Raw genomic sequence first — 16,637 nt, forward strand, 5'->3', positions numbered from 1 at the left:
AATTCGGTGGTGCGGAACTCCACGTACTTCGGCATCTTGTAACCCGTCAGTCAGGACGGCTTCCAGCGTTTACTCGCCGGCCCTGCCCTTGCGGGTTATGCGGCCTTCAGCCCGGCGGCCCGTGAAGAGCGCTGGGTCACCGTGAACGCGGTCTAGAACACAGTAAAGATCCCCTGTGGGAGGGGGCTTGCCCCCGATGGCGGCGTGTCAGCCAGTGTATTTCTAGCTGATGCACAGCCATCGGGAGCAAGCCCCCTCCCACATTTGGATCATCAACAACTCAAGGTCAGCGCAAGGCCCGACGCAGCACTTTGCCCACGGTGGTCTTGGGCAACTCGGTGGTGCGGAACTCCACATACTTCGGCATCTTGTAACCCGTCAGGTACTCCCGGCAATGCGCCAGGAGCTGCTCCTGGGTCAGGTTCGGGTCCTTGCGCACCACGATGATCTTGACCTTCTCCCCGGTCACGCCATCTTCTACCCCAATCGCCGCCACTTCTCCCACCCCAGGGTGTAACGCGACTACATCTTCGATTTCATTGGGGTACACGTTGAAGCCGGAGACCAGGATCATGTCCTTCTTACGGTCCACCAGGCGGATGTAACCGCGCGCGTCCATCACGCCGATATCACCGGTCGACAGCCACCCCTCGGCATCCAGCACTTCGGCGGTGGCCTCCGGGCGTTTCCAGTAGCCCTGCATCACCTGCGGCCCGCGCACTTGCAGTTCGCCCGGCTCGCCGATCTCCGCCAGCGCGCCGTCTTCGCGCAGAAAGCGTACCCAGGTCGACGGTAATGGCACACCGATGCTGCCGGTGAACTCCATCTCGCGCATGCGTGCAATGTTGATCGGGCTGATGCTCACCACCGGCGAACACTCGGTCAGGCCGTAGCCCTCGATGATCGGCAGTCCGGTGACTTCCTTCCAGCGTTTGGCCACCGCCGTGTGGGTGGCCATGCCGCCCGCAATCACCATGCGCAGGTCGGAGAAGTCCCGCGCGCAAAACGCCTTGTTCTCCAGCAAACCGTTGAACAAGGTGTTGACCCCGGCAATGCCGTTGAAGCGCTCCTTGCGCAGGATCATCTGCACCCGCTTCACGTCCCTCGGGTTGGCGATGAGGATATTGCGCCCGCCCAGGCACATGAACATCAGGCAATTCACCGTCAGGGAAAAGATGTGATACAGCGGCAGCAAGGTGACGTTGGTTTCCTGTTTGTCCTGGTCCAGTTGATCCCCCACCCAGGCCTTGGCTTGCAACAGGTTGGCGATGATATTGCGGTGGCTGAGCATCACGCCCTTGGCATCGCCGGTGGTGCCGCCGGTGTATTGCAGGAAGGCCAGGTCGTCGAGGTGCATCTCCACCGGGAAGTGGTTCAGCGCCCGCCCCTGTTTCAACACCTGGTTGAAGCGCACCGAGCCACGCAGGTTGAACGCCGGCACCTGCTTTTGCACGCTGCGCAGGATGAAGTTCATCGCCGCGCCCTTGAAGGTGCCGAGCAAATCACCGATGGCGGCGATCACCACGCGTTTCACGCTGCTGCCGGTAATGACTTTTTCCAGGGTATGCGCGAAGTTTTCGAAGATCACCACGGTTTCGGCGCCGCTGTCCTTGAGCAAATGCTTGAGCTCATGGGCGGTGTACAGCGGGTTGACGTTGACCACCACCGCGCCGGCCAGGATCGTGCCCAGCAGGCAGATCGGGTACTGCAAGCAGTTGGGCATCATCAGCGCGACGCGGTCGCCTTTCTTGACGCCCTGCCCTTGTAGCCAGGCGGCAAAGGCAATGCCTTGCACCTGCCAGTCGGCGTAGGTCATTTCGGTGCCGATGCTGACGTAGGCCACTCGCTCGCGAAACTTCTCCAGGTGTTCCAGGAACACCTCGCGCAGCGACGGGTAGTCTTCGATACCGGCATCGATATCCGCCGGGACGCCGGGCAGGTAAGCGTTCAACCAGATCCGTTCGGTGTGTTCCAGGCTTACAGCGTTCATGGCAGTCTCCTTGTTGTTGTTTTTGATAGAGCTACTTTTCGACGATGGCGGTAATGCCCAGCCCGCCCGCCGCGCAGATGGAAATCAGGCCGCGCCCGCCGCCGTTCTCATGGATGAGCTTGGCCAGCGCCGCCAATTGCCGGCCACCGGTGGCGGCGAACGGGTGACCACAGCCGAGGGAGCCGCCGTTGACGTTCATTTTGGCGCGGTCGATGGCACCCAGCGGCGCGTCCAGGCCTAGACGCTCGCGGCAATAGTCGGCGTCTTCCCAGGCCTTGAGCGTGCACAGCACTTGGGCGGCGAAGGCTTCGTGGATCTCGAAGAAATCAAAGTCGTTGAAGCTCAGGCCTTCGCGCTTGAGCATGCGCGGCACCGCGTACGCCGGGGCCATCAGCAGGCCTTCGGTGCCGTCGACGAAATTCACGGCGGCGGTTTCGCCGGTACGCAGGTAGGCCAGCACCGGCCAACCGTGTTCGGCCGCCCATTCCTCGCTGGCCAGCAACACCACCGAGGCGCCATCGGTCAGCGGCGTGGAATTGCCCGCGGTGAGCGTGCCGTTTTGCCGGTCGTAGGCCGGGGACAGGCCGGCGAGCTTCTCCAGGCTGGCGTCGGCGCGCAGGTTGTTGTCCTTCGCCAGGCCGCGATGGGGGCTGATCAGGTCATCGAAGAAACCGCGTTTATAGGCTGCATCCAGGCGCTGGTGGCTGGTGAGGGTCAATTCATCCTGGGCCAGGCGCTTGATCTGCCAGCGCTTGGCCATTTCTTCGCAGTGTTCGCCCATCGACAAGCCGGTGCGTGGCTCGCCATTGCGCGGCAGCAACGGCTTGAACAGCATCGACGGTCGGACCTTGAACAGCGCCTTCAGCTTGTCGCCCATGCCCTTGGCGCGGTTGGCCGCGAGCAAGGTGTGGCGCAGGGATTCGTTGATACCGATGGGCGCGTCGGAGGTGGTGTCGGCACCGCCGGCGATGCCGACCTCGATCTGGCCGAGGGCGATCTTGTTGGCCACCAACAAGGCCGCCTCCAGGCCGGTGCCGCAGGCTTGTTGCACGTCGTAGGCCGGCGTGTCCGGGGACAACGTGGTGGAGAGCAGCGACTCACGCGCCAGGTTGAAATCCCGCGAGTGCTTGATCACCGCCCCGGCGGCAAACTCACCCAGGCGTTGGCCGTGCAGGTTGTAGCGGTCGACCAGGCCCTGCAGGGCGGCGACCAGCAGGTCCTGGTTGCTGTCGTGGGCGTACACCGTGTTGGAACGGGCGAACGGGATACGGTTACCGCCGATGATCGCCACGCGGCGAACGGGGGCCGGGTTGAAGCTGTAGTCAGTCATTCCACGCTCTCTTTCCAGATGAACAGTCCACGCATATGGGGTTTGTCGCCGGCGAAATTGCGCACTTCGAATTCGCGGCGCGGGCCGGTCACAGGGTGACTCCACAGCGCAACCTGGCCCGGCAGGAAGATCGGCAGCTTGAAATCACAATGGGCCTCGGCCTGGTCCAACCCACCGGGCGGTTGCTGCGCGGCGAGCGCACGCCCCAGGGTCCACATGCCATGGGCGATGGCGCGGCGAAAGCCGAATATTTTTGCGCCGATCACTGACGTGTGAATCGGGTTGAAATCCCCCGACACCTTGGCAAAACGCCGGCCCAGGTCGGCGGGTAGCACCCAGCGTTGGGTGCGCAACAGCCCCTCTTCCTGCAATGGCAGCCCGTCCTCCCACGGTTCGCCGACCGGGTCCTTGACGTCCCGGCGCAGGTACAGGCTGTCGCTTTCCCATACCAGTGTGTCGGCGCCGTAGGCACGGGTGGCGATGCTTAGCGCCTGGCCTTTGGGATGGGCGACCCAGCGCTCGCAGTACACCTCAAGGCGTAAGGCCTGGCCTGCATGCAGGCGCTGATGCTGACGAATGCGATTGGCCAGGTGCACCATGCCGCTGGCCGGGTACGGGAAGCTCGGTCGCGTCAGCAACATCAGGTGCAACGGGAACGCCAGCACATGCGGGTAGGACAGCGGCACGCCCTGCTCGCGACGAAAACCACAGGCGCGGCCATACGCCTCAATGCCAGCGGCGGACAACTGCGCTGCCGAGCGCACGAGACGTTCCTTGGGTAGCACCGGCGCACCGTCGAGCGTGGGTTTGCGCAGGGCACGCACGCCATCCAGCAGCAAGCGTGTACGGGATGGCGGCGGGTCGATGATCTGCGTTATGTAGTCCATGGCTCAGGCTCCCAGCAGGCTTTGACCGCACACGCGTACGACCTGGCCGTTGACCCCGCCCGACGCGGGGTGCGCCAGCCAGGCGATGGTCTCGGCGACGTCGACGGGCTGCCCGCCCTGGGACATCGAGTTCATGCGCCGCCCCGCTTCGCGGATCATCAGCGGGATTTTCGCGGTCATCTGGGTCTCGATAAACCCGGGCGCCACCGCATTCACGGTGATGTGATGCGTCGCCGCTTGCGGTGCCAGGCCCTGCACCAGGCCGATCACACCGGCTTTGGAGGTGGCGTAATTACTTTGCCCAAGGTTACCGGCGATGCCGGAAATCGACGAGACACACACGATGCGTCCGCCGGGGTTCAAACCCTGGCTGTCCAGCAACGCATGACTGAGCTGCAACGGCGCCTCTAAGTTCACGGCCAACACACTGCGCCAGGCGTCCTCGGTCATCTTCGCGATGGTTTTGTCCCGGGTGATCCCGGCGTTGTGCACCACCACATCGAAGGCGCCGTATTGGCTGACGTGGGCCTGCAACAGCGAGGCCGCGTCGGTGGCGGTAATGTCCAGCGGCAGCGCCGAACCGCCGACACTGTCCGCCGCCTGTTGCAGCGACGCCTGGGCCTGGGGCACGTCCACGCACACCACATGGGCGCCGTCCCGCGCCAACACCTGGGCAATCGCCAGGCCGATGCCACGGGAGGCGCCAGTGACCAGCGCGCGACGGCCGGCGAAGGGTTTGTCCCAATTGACGCTGACGTGGCCGTCCACCGGTTTTTCCAGGCGTATCACCTGCCCCGAGATATACGCCGAGCGACGCGACAGGAAGAACCGCAGGCTGCTGTCCAGCGCGTCTTCGGCGCCGGGTGCGACGTAGATCAACTGTACGGTGATCGCCCGGCGCAGCTCCTTGGCCAGCGAACGCACCAAACCTTCGAGGGCGCGCTGGGCGATGGCCTGGGGCAGGTCCTGGCACTGTTCCGGCGCGGTGCCGAGCACCACCACGCGGCCATGCTGGCCAATGCGCTTGGCGTTGGCGTGGAAGAACCCGTACAGCGCGTCCAGCTGCTGCAGATCCGCCACGGCGCTGGCGTCAAACACCGCGCCCTGCACCTTGACCGTGGACGGCGCCTTGAGCGTGGCCGGGGTGGCGGTGACCGTGTCGGTGGCCGCGAATACCCGCTGCACCTCGGCAACCAGGCGCCCTGCCCCGGCGACGATCACCGGGTTGGCCAGGCCGTGCTGGCCGCTGCGATGGCGTTGCAGCGGCAACGGTTGCGGCAAGCCGATGGCCTGGGCCAGGCGACGGCCCCAGGGGGAATTGACGAAAGAAAGGTAACTGTCACTCATAGATAGATCCACTCACAACACATACTGGCCGTGGAAACCCGGTCTGTGTGGGAGGGGCTTGCCCCCGATAGCGGTGGTTCAGCCCCCTCCCACATCGATTGGGTTTTTCCTAGTTGACCGAGGCGTTTTCGCTTTGGCTGTTGCGGCGTTTGGGGGCCGGTTCCAACGCGTGCTTGCGTTGCTGCAAGGCCTCCAGCAACCCGAAGTCCTGCGGGAAGTCGTCCACCTGGATACCGTGATCGGCGTATTCCACATAGCGCCCCAGCAGGGTGTCTTCTTCGTCGCTGATCAGGTCCAGCGCCCGCGCCTTGACGCGCCAGACCGTGAAGGCCGTGGCGGAAATCGGCATCGGTTCGATCAGGCCTTGTTTGACGGCGGACTTGAGACGGGCCTCGATCAATTCGACTTGCGGCAACAAGCGGAAACCCAGTTCGCCGTAGGCCAGCTTGTCGATTTCCGGGCGTGGGACGTAGGAATTGGCCAGCAAACGGTCGCGGGTGTCGCCCGGTGTCTGCACCACGTCGGCCACTTGGGCCAGCAGGCGGTCCGAGGGTTTGCGCAGCGGTATGCCGAACGGGAACGTCAACCCCCTGATGACCACGGCGGCGGCTTTCGACGGGTAGTTATCGAGCACTTCGGCCAGCGCTTCATGGGCGCGCAACAACGCGTCCTGGGCCGACCAGTGCACCAGCGGCAGATCCGCCTGAGGCCGGTCGTCATCCTCAAAGCGCTTGAGCACGCAGGACACGATGTACAGCTGCGACAGAATATCCCCCAGGCGCCCGGTGATACTTTCCTTACGCTTGAGGGCACCGCCGAGCACGCCCATGGAAATGTCCGAAATCAGCGCAAGCACGACCGACAGACGATTGACCTGGCGGTAGTAGGACGCCAATGCCGGGTCAGTCTTGGCCGGCGCGGAAAGCAGCCGCCCGCCGGTCAGCGCATGCACCGCTGCGCGCACGGTGTTAGCCAGCACGAAACTCACATGGCCGAACATGGCCCGGTCGAAGTCTTCCAGGGCCTTGCGCCGGTCCGGGTTACGCGCCGCTTCCATCTCGCTGAACACATAGGGATGGCAACGGATCAGCCCCTGGCCAAAGATGATCAGGCAGCGCGTCATGATGTTCGCGCCTTCCACCGTGATGGCGATGGGGCTTTGCTGGTAAGCGCGCGCGAGGAAGTTGTTCGGGCCCATGCAGATGCCCTTGCCGGCGACGATGTCCATGCCGTCATTGACGATCATCCGCGCGCGCTCGGTGACGTGGTACTTGGCAATGGCCGAGATCACCGAGGGTTTCTCACCGGCATCCAGGGACGCCACCGAGACTTTGCGCACCGCATCGCAGGCATACAGGTGCCCGGCCATGCGCGCCAGGGGCGCCTGCACGCCTTCGAACTTACCGATGGGCAAGCCGAACTGCTTGCGCATCGCCGCATAGGCCGTCGTGCCGCGCACCGCGACCTTGCCCAGGCCGACGTTGGAGGATGGCAGGGAAATCGCCCGGCCGGCCGCCAGGCATTCCATCAACATGCGCCAGCCGTTGCCGATTTGCTCACGGCCGCCGATCACCCACTCCAGCGGAATGAAGACATCCTTGCCGGTGGTAGGACCGTTCTGGAACACCGCATTCAACGGCCAATGCCGACGGCCGCTGTTGACGCCAGGGTGGGACGTCGGGATCAACGCACAGGTGATCCCCAGCGAGCCGGGCTGGCCGAGCAAACCGTCCGGGTCTTCGGCGCGGAACGCCAGGCCGAGCACCGTGGCAATCGGGCCCAGGGTGATGTAGCGCTTGTCCCAGGTCACACGAAAACCCAGCACTTCCTGGCCTTCATGCAGGCCTTTGCAGACGATGCCCAGGTCGGGGATCGCGCCGGCATCCGAGCCGGCATACGGGCTGGTCAGCGCAAAGCACGGGATGTCCTCACCCCGCGCCAGGCGCGGCAAGTAGTAATTGCGCTGGGCATCGGTGCCGTAATGCAAGAGCAATTCAGCCGGCCCCAGGGAATTGGGCACCATCACCGAAATCGCTGCCGCCGAGCAGCGCGTCGACAGCTTCATGATCACTTGCGAGTGCGCATAGTGAGAGAAACCTTTGCCGCCGTACTGCTTGGGAATGATCATGCCGAGGAACCCGGCATCCTTGGTGTACTGCCAGCCTTCGGGAGACATGTCCTGCCAAACCTGGGTGGTTTCCCAGTCGTTGGCGATGTCGCACAGGGTTTCCACTTCGTTGTCGAGGAAGGCTTGCTCTTCCGCGCTCAGGCTGGCGGGAGCCGCCTGCAGCAGGCGCTGCCAATTGGGCTTGCCACTGAACAGCTCGGCGTCCCACCACACCGTGCCGGACTCGATGGCCGCGCGCTCGGTGTCAGACATGGCCGGCATGATCGTACGAAACAGGCCTAGGGCCCTGCTGGTCAGCACGCTGCGGCGCAGGGGTTTGATTGTCATCAGCAACGCGGGCAACACCACCAGGATCGCCGCAACGGCGGTGCCGACACCCGCCACCACGTTGAACAGGTAACCCGCCGCCAGCCAGAGAAGGCCAGCGCCCAACCAGAGGGTGGCGACAGCTTGTCGATACGCCAGGGCAATCGCGATTGCGACGCCCACCAATAACCAGATAACCATGGGGATACCTCTATTCGATTCAGGGTATGGCCTACGTGCAACAGGTCGGATGAACTGCGGCGTAACGCCACACTACAAAATTCGAAAACTATATTCAAATTTTGTTTTGAAATTATTATTTAATGCGCATCCAAAAAAAACGGCCGACCCGGCCGCTTGGTCAATCACGCCGAAAAGAGGTCCCCCCTGGAACCTCAGAACGCGTAGGTAGCCGAAAGGCTGACGACATCGCCGGACGAGGCAGCCTTGCCATCAAGGCTTGCAGCCCCCAGCCGATCGACGTTCTTGGTCTTCAACTTGACCTCTTGGACGAACTGGTGGGAATAGGCAGCATCCAGCGTCAACCCCTTGATGGCTTTGACCTCATACCCCGCTCCGAGCGACAAGAATGTGCGATCACCATCGGGGATCCGAGGGTCACGGGTCGAGTTGCGGGTCGGTGTCTGGTCAATCGCCACACCGGCACGCAAGGTCAGCTCATCGGTCGCACGCCAGTCTCCACCGACGGAGTACATCCAGGTGTTTTTGTAATGGTAGGGAATCGAGACAATCGTCATGTCGCCGGACTTGAGCGTCAGGTCTTCGAACGACGACCACTGCGTCCAGACCACACTCGCGCCCAGGGTGAACCGATCATTGAACCGGTGCACCCAGTCAACGCCCGCCGTGGCAGGAATATCCAATTGAGTACTGGCGTGGGCACCGTCCGGAAACAGCTCAAGCCCCGGATACGCCGTGCCCACCAGCGTACCGCTACCGCCAAACGGGCTGGGTTGTGTCAGGAGGTTGTAGGAAAACTGGTCAGCACGGATGGAGTACTTGCCGGTCATCTTGTTCTTGATCCTGGCGTGGTAGTTCAGGCCCAGCGTGTCTTTTTCCGTGGGTTTCCAGACGACGCCGGTAAACCAGCCGGCCGAGACATTGTCGACCTTGATGCGCATCAGGGCGCCACCGACGTCCGACGGGAACGTTGTACCGCCCAGTTCGGAATCGGACACCGCTGCCGCTGACAACAGGTCGACGTTCTGGCTGACAAAACCTTTACTGTGCTGAATGATCACGCCGCCACCGAGGGCGAACTGATCGTTAAGCTTGAACGACAAGGACCCCGTCAACCCCACGGTTTCAATTTTGGTATCCACGGCAAAGCCGCGCAGTTTGGAGTCTTCATCCCAGGTGGAACGCATGCCTTGGGGGACGACCTGGCTCAAACCGAAGGCGAATCGATCTCCCAGCGGCATCACCATAAACCCCGTGGGCAACCAGGCCGTGAATCCACCTTGTCCACCCTCATTGTTGTTGGCTGTGGTCGCCGAGCCGTCGGGAAAGCCGTCGCCGCCCAACGGCGTGCTGGAAATCGGATTGCCTGCATAATCAAAGGCGGCGCCTTTGTACTGGATCTTGACGCGTGCGTAGTCGACCGTGAATTGCGCAATGCTGCGGTCCACAAAGGCCATGGCCGCGGGGTTGTTGAACGCCGAACTCGGATCGTTCTTGAACAGCGAGCCGCCAGCGAACGCTCGCCCCCAACCGGGAGCCCCATACGTCGGCGTGGAAAAACCGCCAGCCTGCACAGGCACTGCGGTCGTCAGCCCGCCCATCAACGCCAGTCCCAGGAAAACCTGTAGCTGTCGTTTCTTATCATTCATACCCCACTCCTTACTGCTCTCTCACTCAACCGCCCGAGCCCTATCGTCGACAGGCGCCTCGTTGAGGCGCCCGTCTTTCAGCGGGCGATCAGCCCTTGGTTTCAGTCGCTATCCAGGAACAGTCAGGGAACAACGGTGAATGCCGGAGTAGGCTTGACGCTCAGGCTCACCACCGTGCAGTTGCCTGCCAGGGACTGATTGGAAGCCGTCAACACGCCACCGCTGTAGTTGGCGGTGATGGTGGAAGCGCCACAATTGGAGACGGGGTAGAGAATCGAACCGGCGATGGTGTACCCGACATTCGACACTGAGCCGACCGCGGCACCATTAGCCGTCAATGTCCAAGGCAGGCCAGTGATCTTGGGCAGGTCGCAAAGACCACCGCCGGTGATGGCAACGCCGGTGATTTTCGCGACACCGGAGGCGTCGACGTTACCGGTGAAGGTAGCCCCACAGTTGACGGGGGCCTGGTAGGAGGACGGCGATTTCACCGAGATCGTGCCTGGCGCGGTGAAGTTGGTGTTGATGGGCGTGATGCTGTACGCATTGGCCATGGAAGCGGCACCCATGCAAACAACCAGGGCAGACAACGACACAAGAGATTTCAAGTTCATCATTGCTATTCCTTACATAGAAAGGCGAGTTATTCGCCAGGGGTAATGACCTAATTAAGAAGTCACGATAAGACAACGAAACTTCTCGACCAGATCAAATCATCAACTCAATTATCAAGCCCCAGTAAAACTGGATTTCTCGGACAACTTTGAATGAGGGTGCAATCGGCGGCGATGACCGTAAGGGCCATGGCAATAGGCGATCAGGCCGGACATACGCAATAGAACGTGCGTGGGCAATTTGCTGGGCAATTGCATAGTGAGTGTTCTTCCCTTGAAATTGTATTTTTTCGGGTAGAACAACTTTCTTGCAACTAAGCATGCGCCGGAATAGGAAAAATCTGAGCGATGAAAAACTATGTTACCGCCAAAATTTTGTTACATAGGCAGGGAAAACGATATACCGCTGTATCGGGATATGAGGGGGCAATAAGGCGAGAGAGGTGGCACAGCGAGCAATGATCAACACCGATGAGGTGACAAGCAGTACACGCCCAGCCGCAGGAGCGTTGAGCGTCGAGGTAGGCAGCGGCGGACTAGGCCGGGGCCAATGTAACCGGACGGGTCGCCAGGGCGACCCGTCGATGCAGTGAGCGCGTGAACCCGCAAAAAGAGCCGCTGACTAGCCGCTCACACGGGCATTGCGGGGTGTTGCGGGGATCAGAACTCGTAGGTGACCCCCAGGCTGACGACATCGCCGTAGGCATCGGCTTTCCCATCCAGCGTTGCACCGCCTAGACGATCCTGGTTGTGCGTCTTCAACTTGGCCTTTTCCACAAACTGGTGAGAGTAGGACCCGTCGATACCCAGGCCTGGGATAGCCCGGATTTTGTAACCGAAGCCCAGGGACGTGAAGATGCGATCACCGTCCGGGATACGCGGGTCACGGGTGGAGTTACGGGTGGGTGTCTGGTCAGTGGCTACACCGGCGCGCAGGGTGAAGTCGTCGGTGAGTTTGTAGTCGCCACCCAGCGAGACCATCCAGGCATCTTTGTAGTTATAGGGAATCGCAACAATCGTCGAGCCCTCGGACTTCAGGGTCAGGCTCTTGAACGATGACCACTGGGTCCAGGTGACGCTCGCACCAAGGGTAAAACGATCAGTGAACTGGTGCACCCAATCGAAAGACGCATTGGCAGGCACATCCAGCTGCGTCGTAGCTTTACCCTGCATTTGAAGATTCAGGCCCGGGTACAAAATACCCGGCAATCCGCCTTCAATCAGGGCCTGCGACCCTGGGTCGGCGTAGATGTTGTATTTACCCTCAAGTTTATTCTTGATCTTGGCGTGGTAGTTCAAGCCCAGGGTGTCTTGTGGTGTGGGCTTCCAGGCCAGGCCGGCAAACCAGCCTACCGAGGTATTATCGACTTTGACTCGCATCAACGAATAACCAACCCCCGCCGGGAATGGGATCGAATTCGGAGCAAGTGCGGCAGCAGCATATAAGTCAACGTTCTGGCTGACGAAACCTTTGGTGTGCTGAACAATGGCACCACCGCCGATGGAAAATTCATCATTGACCTTGAATGACAGCGATCCTGTCAATCCGACGGTTTCGATACGTGTGTCAACCGCGAAGTCCCGCCCTTTCCAGTCCTGATCCCACGTCGTACGTGCGCCCATGGGCACGACCTGACTCAGGCCAAACGCGAAGCGGTCACCGATGGGCATGACCATAAACCCAGTCGGCAGCCAGGCGGTAAAACCACCCTGCCCGCCGTCACCCGTGCGGGGCACCGAGTTGAAAGCAAACGTATCCGGGTCGATGGTCGTTGTTGAAGTAGGGTTGCCCGTATAGTCTTTGGCAGTTCCCTTGTACTTGATATTGATGCGCGCATAGTCAACGTTGAACTGCGAGATATTGTGGTCAATGAACGCCATCGCCGCCGGGTTGTTATAGGCCGCTGAGGGGTCATTTTTAAACATGGAACCACCACCAAACGCACGTCCCCACCCTTCCGCCCCGAAAGTCGGAGTTGAGAACCCGCCAGCTTGCACGGTGCCTGTTGCAGCCAGGAGCCCCCCCATGATCGCCAGGCTCAACAACGTGCGCGCCGGTTGTTTCTTATTATTCATGATCCACTCCTTATTATTTTTATCCACCAGAGTCGGGCGTTCCTATCTGGCCTGCCGCAACAAGTGCCTCTTTCGAGGCACTTGCTTTTTTCAACGTGTGATCATCACGTCAAGCGCGTTACACCGCTTATGGAGAAACGGTAAAGGCAGGGTTTGGCACCGCGGTCAGCGCCGTGATCTTGCACGAGCCCACGGTCTGGGCGCTTGGCACGCTCAGAGTATTGGTGCTGTTGTTGAAGCCCACATTGATTGTCACGGGTGAAGCGCTGCAGTCAGACAGGATCTTGAATTTCACGCCCGAAACCGTGCCGGTAAAGGCAGTCGGGCCACCGCCGGTGACGGCGAGCGACCATGGCAGCCCCTGCAACACAGGCACGGCGCAGAGCGAGTTGGAACCACTGACAGTGGCGCCGGTGATGGATGCGCCAGAGCCGTTGGCTGCAACAGTCCCGGTAAAGACGATGCTGCAAGTGACCGGAAGGTTCAAGGAGGCAGGCGAGGTAACAGTAATCGAACCTGCCGTCGTGAATGCAGCACCGGCCGGTGCGATAGTGGCCGCATTGGCCATCGAAACGGCGCCGAAGCACAGGGCGAACGACGTTGCACAAACGAGGGTTTTCAAGCTTTTCATTGTTTTTCCTCACATGTTATGGCGAAGTCATTTCGCCAGGGGTAATGGCCATGAACGAGAGGTCACGGTGAAACTGCAGAACTTCCCTTTCCAGCCAAATTTCAATTCAATTACCGCAGTCGCATTCGACGCTTATTCAACAACCTTGAAGTTCGGCGGCATCTTGATCGACACCGTCTTGATCTTGCAGTCTTCGCCGATCGGGACATTCGCGGCTTCCAACTTGCCGGTGGCGTTGTCCCACGTGCCGTTGGCGGTAGAGGGCCCGCACTTGCCGCCCAGGCCAAACGCGTGCACGTCCACGCTGATCTTCGACATGGAGCCACTTTTGGTGTCTTTGGCGACTAATACCCAGGGCAAGTTGATCGCTTCGACCCGGCTGCACTTGAGGCCGCCCTCGAATTCGACGGTGTCGACATTCACCGAAGTACCATCCGCCGCGACTTTGCCCGCCACCTTGATGGTGCAATCGGCGCTGATCAGCGCGCCTTTGGAAAAACTGATGGGGCCTTGGGCCGTAAAGGCGCTGCCGGCGGGTTCGATGCGCGCAGCCTGGGCCTGGTGATAGGCGATCAGGCCCAGCGCGGCCAATACGATATGGGTGGTGAACTTGGCAGGTGCTTGCATGGTGTACGTCCTTCCCTTTAATTATTTTTGTTCGGGTCAAACAACTTTCTTGCCACTGATCTGGAAAATCTCGGGCGACAGAAACCTGCACGGAACACAGGCCCCGAGTGCGCAAACAACGTGTTACTTGAACTTAAAACGGTGTGGCGCTGTTGCTGTACTTCTCCAGATACTTCAACCGCTGTGACGGCTGAAGATTAGCCAGGGTAATATCCCCGCCGTAATGATTCAGCACTCGATGGTCCATGCGACGGCGCCACAAATAAGGCACGTACGCCCAGACAATCATGCTTGCGTAACCGTAAGGAAGTTGCGGCGACTCATCAAAATGGCGCAACGACTGATAACTACGGGTCGGGTTGGCATGGTGATCAGAGTGACGCTGTAACTGGAACAGGAAGATATTGGTAACAATGCGATTACTGTTCCACGAATGCCGTGGCGAACACCGCTCATAACGCCCATTGGGTAACTTCTGGCGTTTAAGCCCGTAATGTTCGACGTAGTTGACGACCTCCAACAGCGAGAAACCGTAGATGCCCTGGATAATCAGGAACGGCATCACGGCCACCCCCAGCCAGGCGATCATCGCCCCCCACAGCACCACGCTGTACATCCACGCGCTGAGCACGCCGTTCTGCCAGTGCCACGCTGGCAGGCCGAGTTTACGCAGGCGTTCGCGCTCCAGGTTCCACGCCGAACGGGCACTGAACCATACCGAACGTGGCAGGAAGGCCCAGAAGCTCTCCCCGAGGCGCGAGCTGGCCGGGTCTTCCGGCGTGGCGACGCGCACGTGATGGCCACGATTGTGTTCGGTGTAGAAGTGCCCGTAGAAGGTCGGGGCCAGCGTGACCTTGGCTAGAAACACTTCCAGCGCATTGGGTTTGTGACCCAGTTCGTGGGCGGTGTTGATCGCGATGCCGGTGGCGGCACCGGTCGACATCGCCATGCCCAGGTAGGTGAACCAGCTCGGTTCGCCATGCAGCTGGGTGCGGGCGGTGATGTAACTGGCGGCGTGGGACAGCCAACTGGACGGTTCCAGGTTAGCGGTAGCCTGCAACAGGCCACCCTGGATGATCCAGTCGATACCGCCGGCGGCGAGCCAGCCGGTGATCACCACAGAGGAGATGACGAACAGCACGCCGGTGTAGACGATCCAACGGTAGTAGCGTTGGGACTCAAGGTGGCCGACGGCGGATTCGGGCGGGTTGCTCACGTCTTCACCGAGCAGGCCGTCGATCAGCGGGATCAAGCCGAAGATCACCAGCACACCGACCCACCAGAGGGATTGGATACCGGTGGTGATGGCCAGGGCACCCGAGAGCAATGGAGTGGCCAGGGGCATGATGCCCAGCCACCACAAATGACGCTTGCCGTCGGTCCATATGCTTGGGGCTGCCAGTGTCTGATTCATGGCAACCTCCGTGGCAGGGCAGCGGAAAGCAGGTTCAGGGAGCACTGAATGCTCCGGGGAATCAACCATGCGATAAAAGACGTTTTTTTCATTTTTATTCGCTCTTAGGCATTTCAAAAATCATTTCAAAACAAACATTGAAATATTTTTTTAAATAAATAGCGCGGAATCGATAGGTCGTCAACTATTTTTTCGAGACCTTTCCTACGTGACCAGGCAGTCTCTTTTTCAGCCGTTTGGTCAGGTCTCTAGCGCAAGCATTTCGGACCGTACAACCCGCAATGAAGGCCACGATTATTTGTTTGCCAAGGCAAACGGCGGATGCAGGATCTCGGCTGTTTCCAGCGGCCGCGCACGCTTGGCCAACTGGTGCACCGCCTCCACCACCCTCTCGGTGGCGGTAATCGGCAGCATATGCCCGCGCCCTTCCACGACCTGCAGCTTCAGGCCCGGGACCTTGTCGGCCAGGGCCTGGCCGTGTTTACGAAAGTCCAGGACCTTATCGCGCGCGCCATAGATCAGGCTGATGGGCAGCGTCAGTTGCGGGTAGCGCTTGACCATGTCCGGCAGCTCGTCGTTGACCAGCGCAATCTCGCTGGACGCTGCATAGAAGTTCTCGGGACGCATGCCCAGCAGCCCGCCGCCGCGGGTGGCGAAGTCCTCAGGGGCACTGTCCGGTGCGAACACCCCCTTGACCACCGCACGGCGCGTCAACAGCCCCATGGGCACGGTCAGCGTGTAGGACACCCACCGCCGCAGCCAGGCCGGTCGCACGGCCAACGACCAGAACACCAAGGGTAAGGTGGGTTGCGGATGGGTCAATGGCGCCACCAGCACCAGCCCGGATACCGTGTGGGGATGGTTAAGGGCCAACGCCAGGGAAATCGCGCCACCGAGGGAATGCCCCAGCACCAGCGGTTTATCCAGGCCCAGGGTGTGAATAAAGGCTGCCACTTGCCGCGCCTGGGCCGGCAGGTCGGCGGCGGTGCCTGTCTGGCGCGTGGAATAGCCCGACCCCGGTCGGTCGAGGGTGATGACGCGAAAGTGCTCACTCAATTGCCCGGACAAGGCATAGGTCAAGTTGCGACTGCTGCCCATCAGCCCATGAATCATCACCAACGGACGGCCCTTGCCTTCCTCGTAATAATGAAAGCGCTCGCCGTCGACCTCCACAAAACGCCCATTGTTCGGAACGGCGGCCTCAATGCGCCGCGTCATCCAGACGCTGAACCCCCATAAAACGGCGCTCGCGCCTATCAACACAGCCGCCGCGATAACCCATTCAACAGCCATAGCTCGGTCCTCTGCATCCCCGCTGCTGGCGACCCGACCGGTATTGATCAAGGCCTCAGCCATCGTCCACACCCTGGACCCGAACGTCGTGCCTGTCCGTCGGACAAGTCGCACATGAGGAACCTGGGACTAGCGTAGGCGATA

At 60.8% G+C, this 16,637-nt stretch carries 12 protein-coding genes; all 12 read right to left on the bottom strand.

Going from position 1 to position 16,637, the window contains the following annotated elements; translation table 11 throughout:
* Window positions 1–286 precede the first annotated feature (286 nt).
* The 12 genes from ACI512_RS21290 to ACI512_RS21345 all read right to left on the bottom strand — a co-directional run bounded on the left by ACI512_RS21290 (window position 287) and on the right by ACI512_RS21345 (window position 16,556).
* Window positions 287–1,990 carry an AMP-binding protein gene (locus ACI512_RS21290; protein ID WP_064052151.1) on the bottom strand — a complete coding sequence of 568 codons (1,704 nt, stop codon included), beginning with the start codon at window positions 1,988–1,990 and terminating at the stop codon, window positions 287–289.
* 31 nt (window positions 1,991–2,021) lie between these two features.
* Entirely contained in the window at window positions 2,022–3,320 is a 1,299-nt protein-coding gene (locus tag ACI512_RS21295; protein WP_012724674.1) for an acetyl-CoA C-acetyltransferase, read from the bottom strand.
* Window positions 3,317–4,207 (bottom strand): MaoC/PaaZ C-terminal domain-containing protein, encoded by an 891-nt coding sequence (locus ACI512_RS21300; RefSeq protein ID WP_236382059.1) that lies wholly within the window; start codon window positions 4,205–4,207, stop codon window positions 3,317–3,319. The genes ACI512_RS21295 and ACI512_RS21300 overlap by 4 nt, the downstream gene beginning before the upstream one ends.
* A gap of 3 nt (window positions 4,208–4,210) precedes the next feature.
* On the bottom strand, window positions 4,211–5,554 hold the full coding sequence (locus tag ACI512_RS21305; RefSeq protein ID WP_236382052.1) for a 3-oxoacyl-ACP reductase: 1,344 nt from the start codon (window positions 5,552–5,554) through the stop codon (window positions 4,211–4,213).
* A 109-nt stretch (window positions 5,555–5,663) separates the two neighbouring features.
* Entirely contained in the window at window positions 5,664–8,189 is a 2,526-nt protein-coding gene (locus ACI512_RS21310) for an acyl-CoA dehydrogenase (protein WP_236382050.1), read from the bottom strand.
* A gap of 194 nt (window positions 8,190–8,383) precedes the next feature.
* Window positions 8,384–9,838, bottom strand: a complete 1,455-nt coding sequence (locus tag ACI512_RS21315) for an outer membrane protein transport protein (RefSeq protein WP_236382048.1) — start codon at window positions 9,836–9,838, stop codon at window positions 8,384–8,386.
* 122 nt (window positions 9,839–9,960) lie between these two features.
* The gene (praB, locus tag ACI512_RS21320) at window positions 9,961–10,455 is read right to left on the bottom strand and encodes an alkane oxidation protein activator PraB (protein WP_012724679.1); all 495 of its coding nucleotides are present in this window, start codon (window positions 10,453–10,455) and stop codon (window positions 9,961–9,963) included.
* A gap of 657 nt (window positions 10,456–11,112) precedes the next feature.
* Window positions 11,113–12,528 carry an outer membrane protein transport protein gene (locus ACI512_RS21325; protein WP_064052144.1) on the bottom strand — a complete coding sequence of 472 codons (1,416 nt, stop codon included), beginning with the start codon at window positions 12,526–12,528 and terminating at the stop codon, window positions 11,113–11,115.
* 127 nt (window positions 12,529–12,655) lie between these two features.
* Window positions 12,656–13,159 (bottom strand): alkane oxidation protein activator PraB, encoded by a 504-nt coding sequence (praB, locus tag ACI512_RS21330; protein ID WP_064052143.1) that lies wholly within the window; start codon window positions 13,157–13,159, stop codon window positions 12,656–12,658.
* 132 nt (window positions 13,160–13,291) lie between these two features.
* Window positions 13,292–13,786, bottom strand: coding sequence for an alkane oxidation protein activator PraA (praA, locus tag ACI512_RS21335; RefSeq protein WP_012724682.1), 495 nt, complete (start codon window positions 13,784–13,786; stop codon window positions 13,292–13,294).
* A 133-nt stretch (window positions 13,787–13,919) separates the two neighbouring features.
* Entirely contained in the window at window positions 13,920–15,200 is a 1,281-nt protein-coding gene (locus ACI512_RS21340; RefSeq protein ID WP_231808266.1) for an alkane 1-monooxygenase, read from the bottom strand.
* 294 nt (window positions 15,201–15,494) lie between these two features.
* Window positions 15,495–16,556: an alpha/beta fold hydrolase gene (locus tag ACI512_RS21345; protein WP_236382046.1), complete on the bottom strand. Its 1,062-nt coding sequence runs from the start codon at window positions 16,554–16,556 to the stop codon at window positions 15,495–15,497.
* Window positions 16,557–16,637: the final 81 nt, after the last annotated feature.

This window comes from Pseudomonas petroselini (genome assembly GCF_045037875.1).
In the GTDB taxonomy this organism is placed as follows: domain Bacteria; phylum Pseudomonadota; class Gammaproteobacteria; order Pseudomonadales; family Pseudomonadaceae; genus Aquipseudomonas; species Aquipseudomonas petroselini.

Coding starts and splice junctions, on each gene's coding strand:
- praA (WP_012724682.1), bottom strand. CDS start 13,786: ATGCAAGCACCTGCCAAGTTCACCACCCATATCGTATTGGCCGCGCTG.
- ACI512_RS21305 (WP_236382052.1), bottom strand. CDS start 5,554: ATGAGTGACAGTTACCTTTCTTTCGTCAATTCCCCCTGGGGCCGTCGC.
- ACI512_RS21325 (WP_064052144.1), bottom strand. CDS start 12,528: ATGAATAATAAGAAACAACCGGCGCGCACGTTGTTGAGCCTGGCGATC.
- ACI512_RS21290 (WP_064052151.1), bottom strand. CDS start 1,990: ATGAACGCTGTAAGCCTGGAACACACCGAACGGATCTGGTTGAACGCT.
- praB (WP_064052143.1), bottom strand. CDS start 13,159: ATGAAAAGCTTGAAAACCCTCGTTTGTGCAACGTCGTTCGCCCTGTGC.
- ACI512_RS21300 (WP_236382059.1), bottom strand. CDS start 4,207: ATGGACTACATAACGCAGATCATCGACCCGCCGCCATCCCGTACACGC.
- ACI512_RS21340 (WP_231808266.1), bottom strand. CDS start 15,200: ATGAATCAGACACTGGCAGCCCCAAGCATATGGACCGACGGCAAGCGT.
- ACI512_RS21345 (WP_236382046.1), bottom strand. CDS start 16,556: ATGGCTGAGGCCTTGATCAATACCGGTCGGGTCGCCAGCAGCGGGGAT.
- ACI512_RS21315 (WP_236382048.1), bottom strand. CDS start 9,838: ATGAATGATAAGAAACGACAGCTACAGGTTTTCCTGGGACTGGCGTTG.
- ACI512_RS21310 (WP_236382050.1), bottom strand. CDS start 8,189: ATGGTTATCTGGTTATTGGTGGGCGTCGCAATCGCGATTGCCCTGGCG.
- ACI512_RS21295 (WP_012724674.1), bottom strand. CDS start 3,320: ATGACTGACTACAGCTTCAACCCGGCCCCCGTTCGCCGCGTGGCGATC.
- praB (WP_012724679.1), bottom strand. CDS start 10,455: ATGATGAACTTGAAATCTCTTGTGTCGTTGTCTGCCCTGGTTGTTTGC.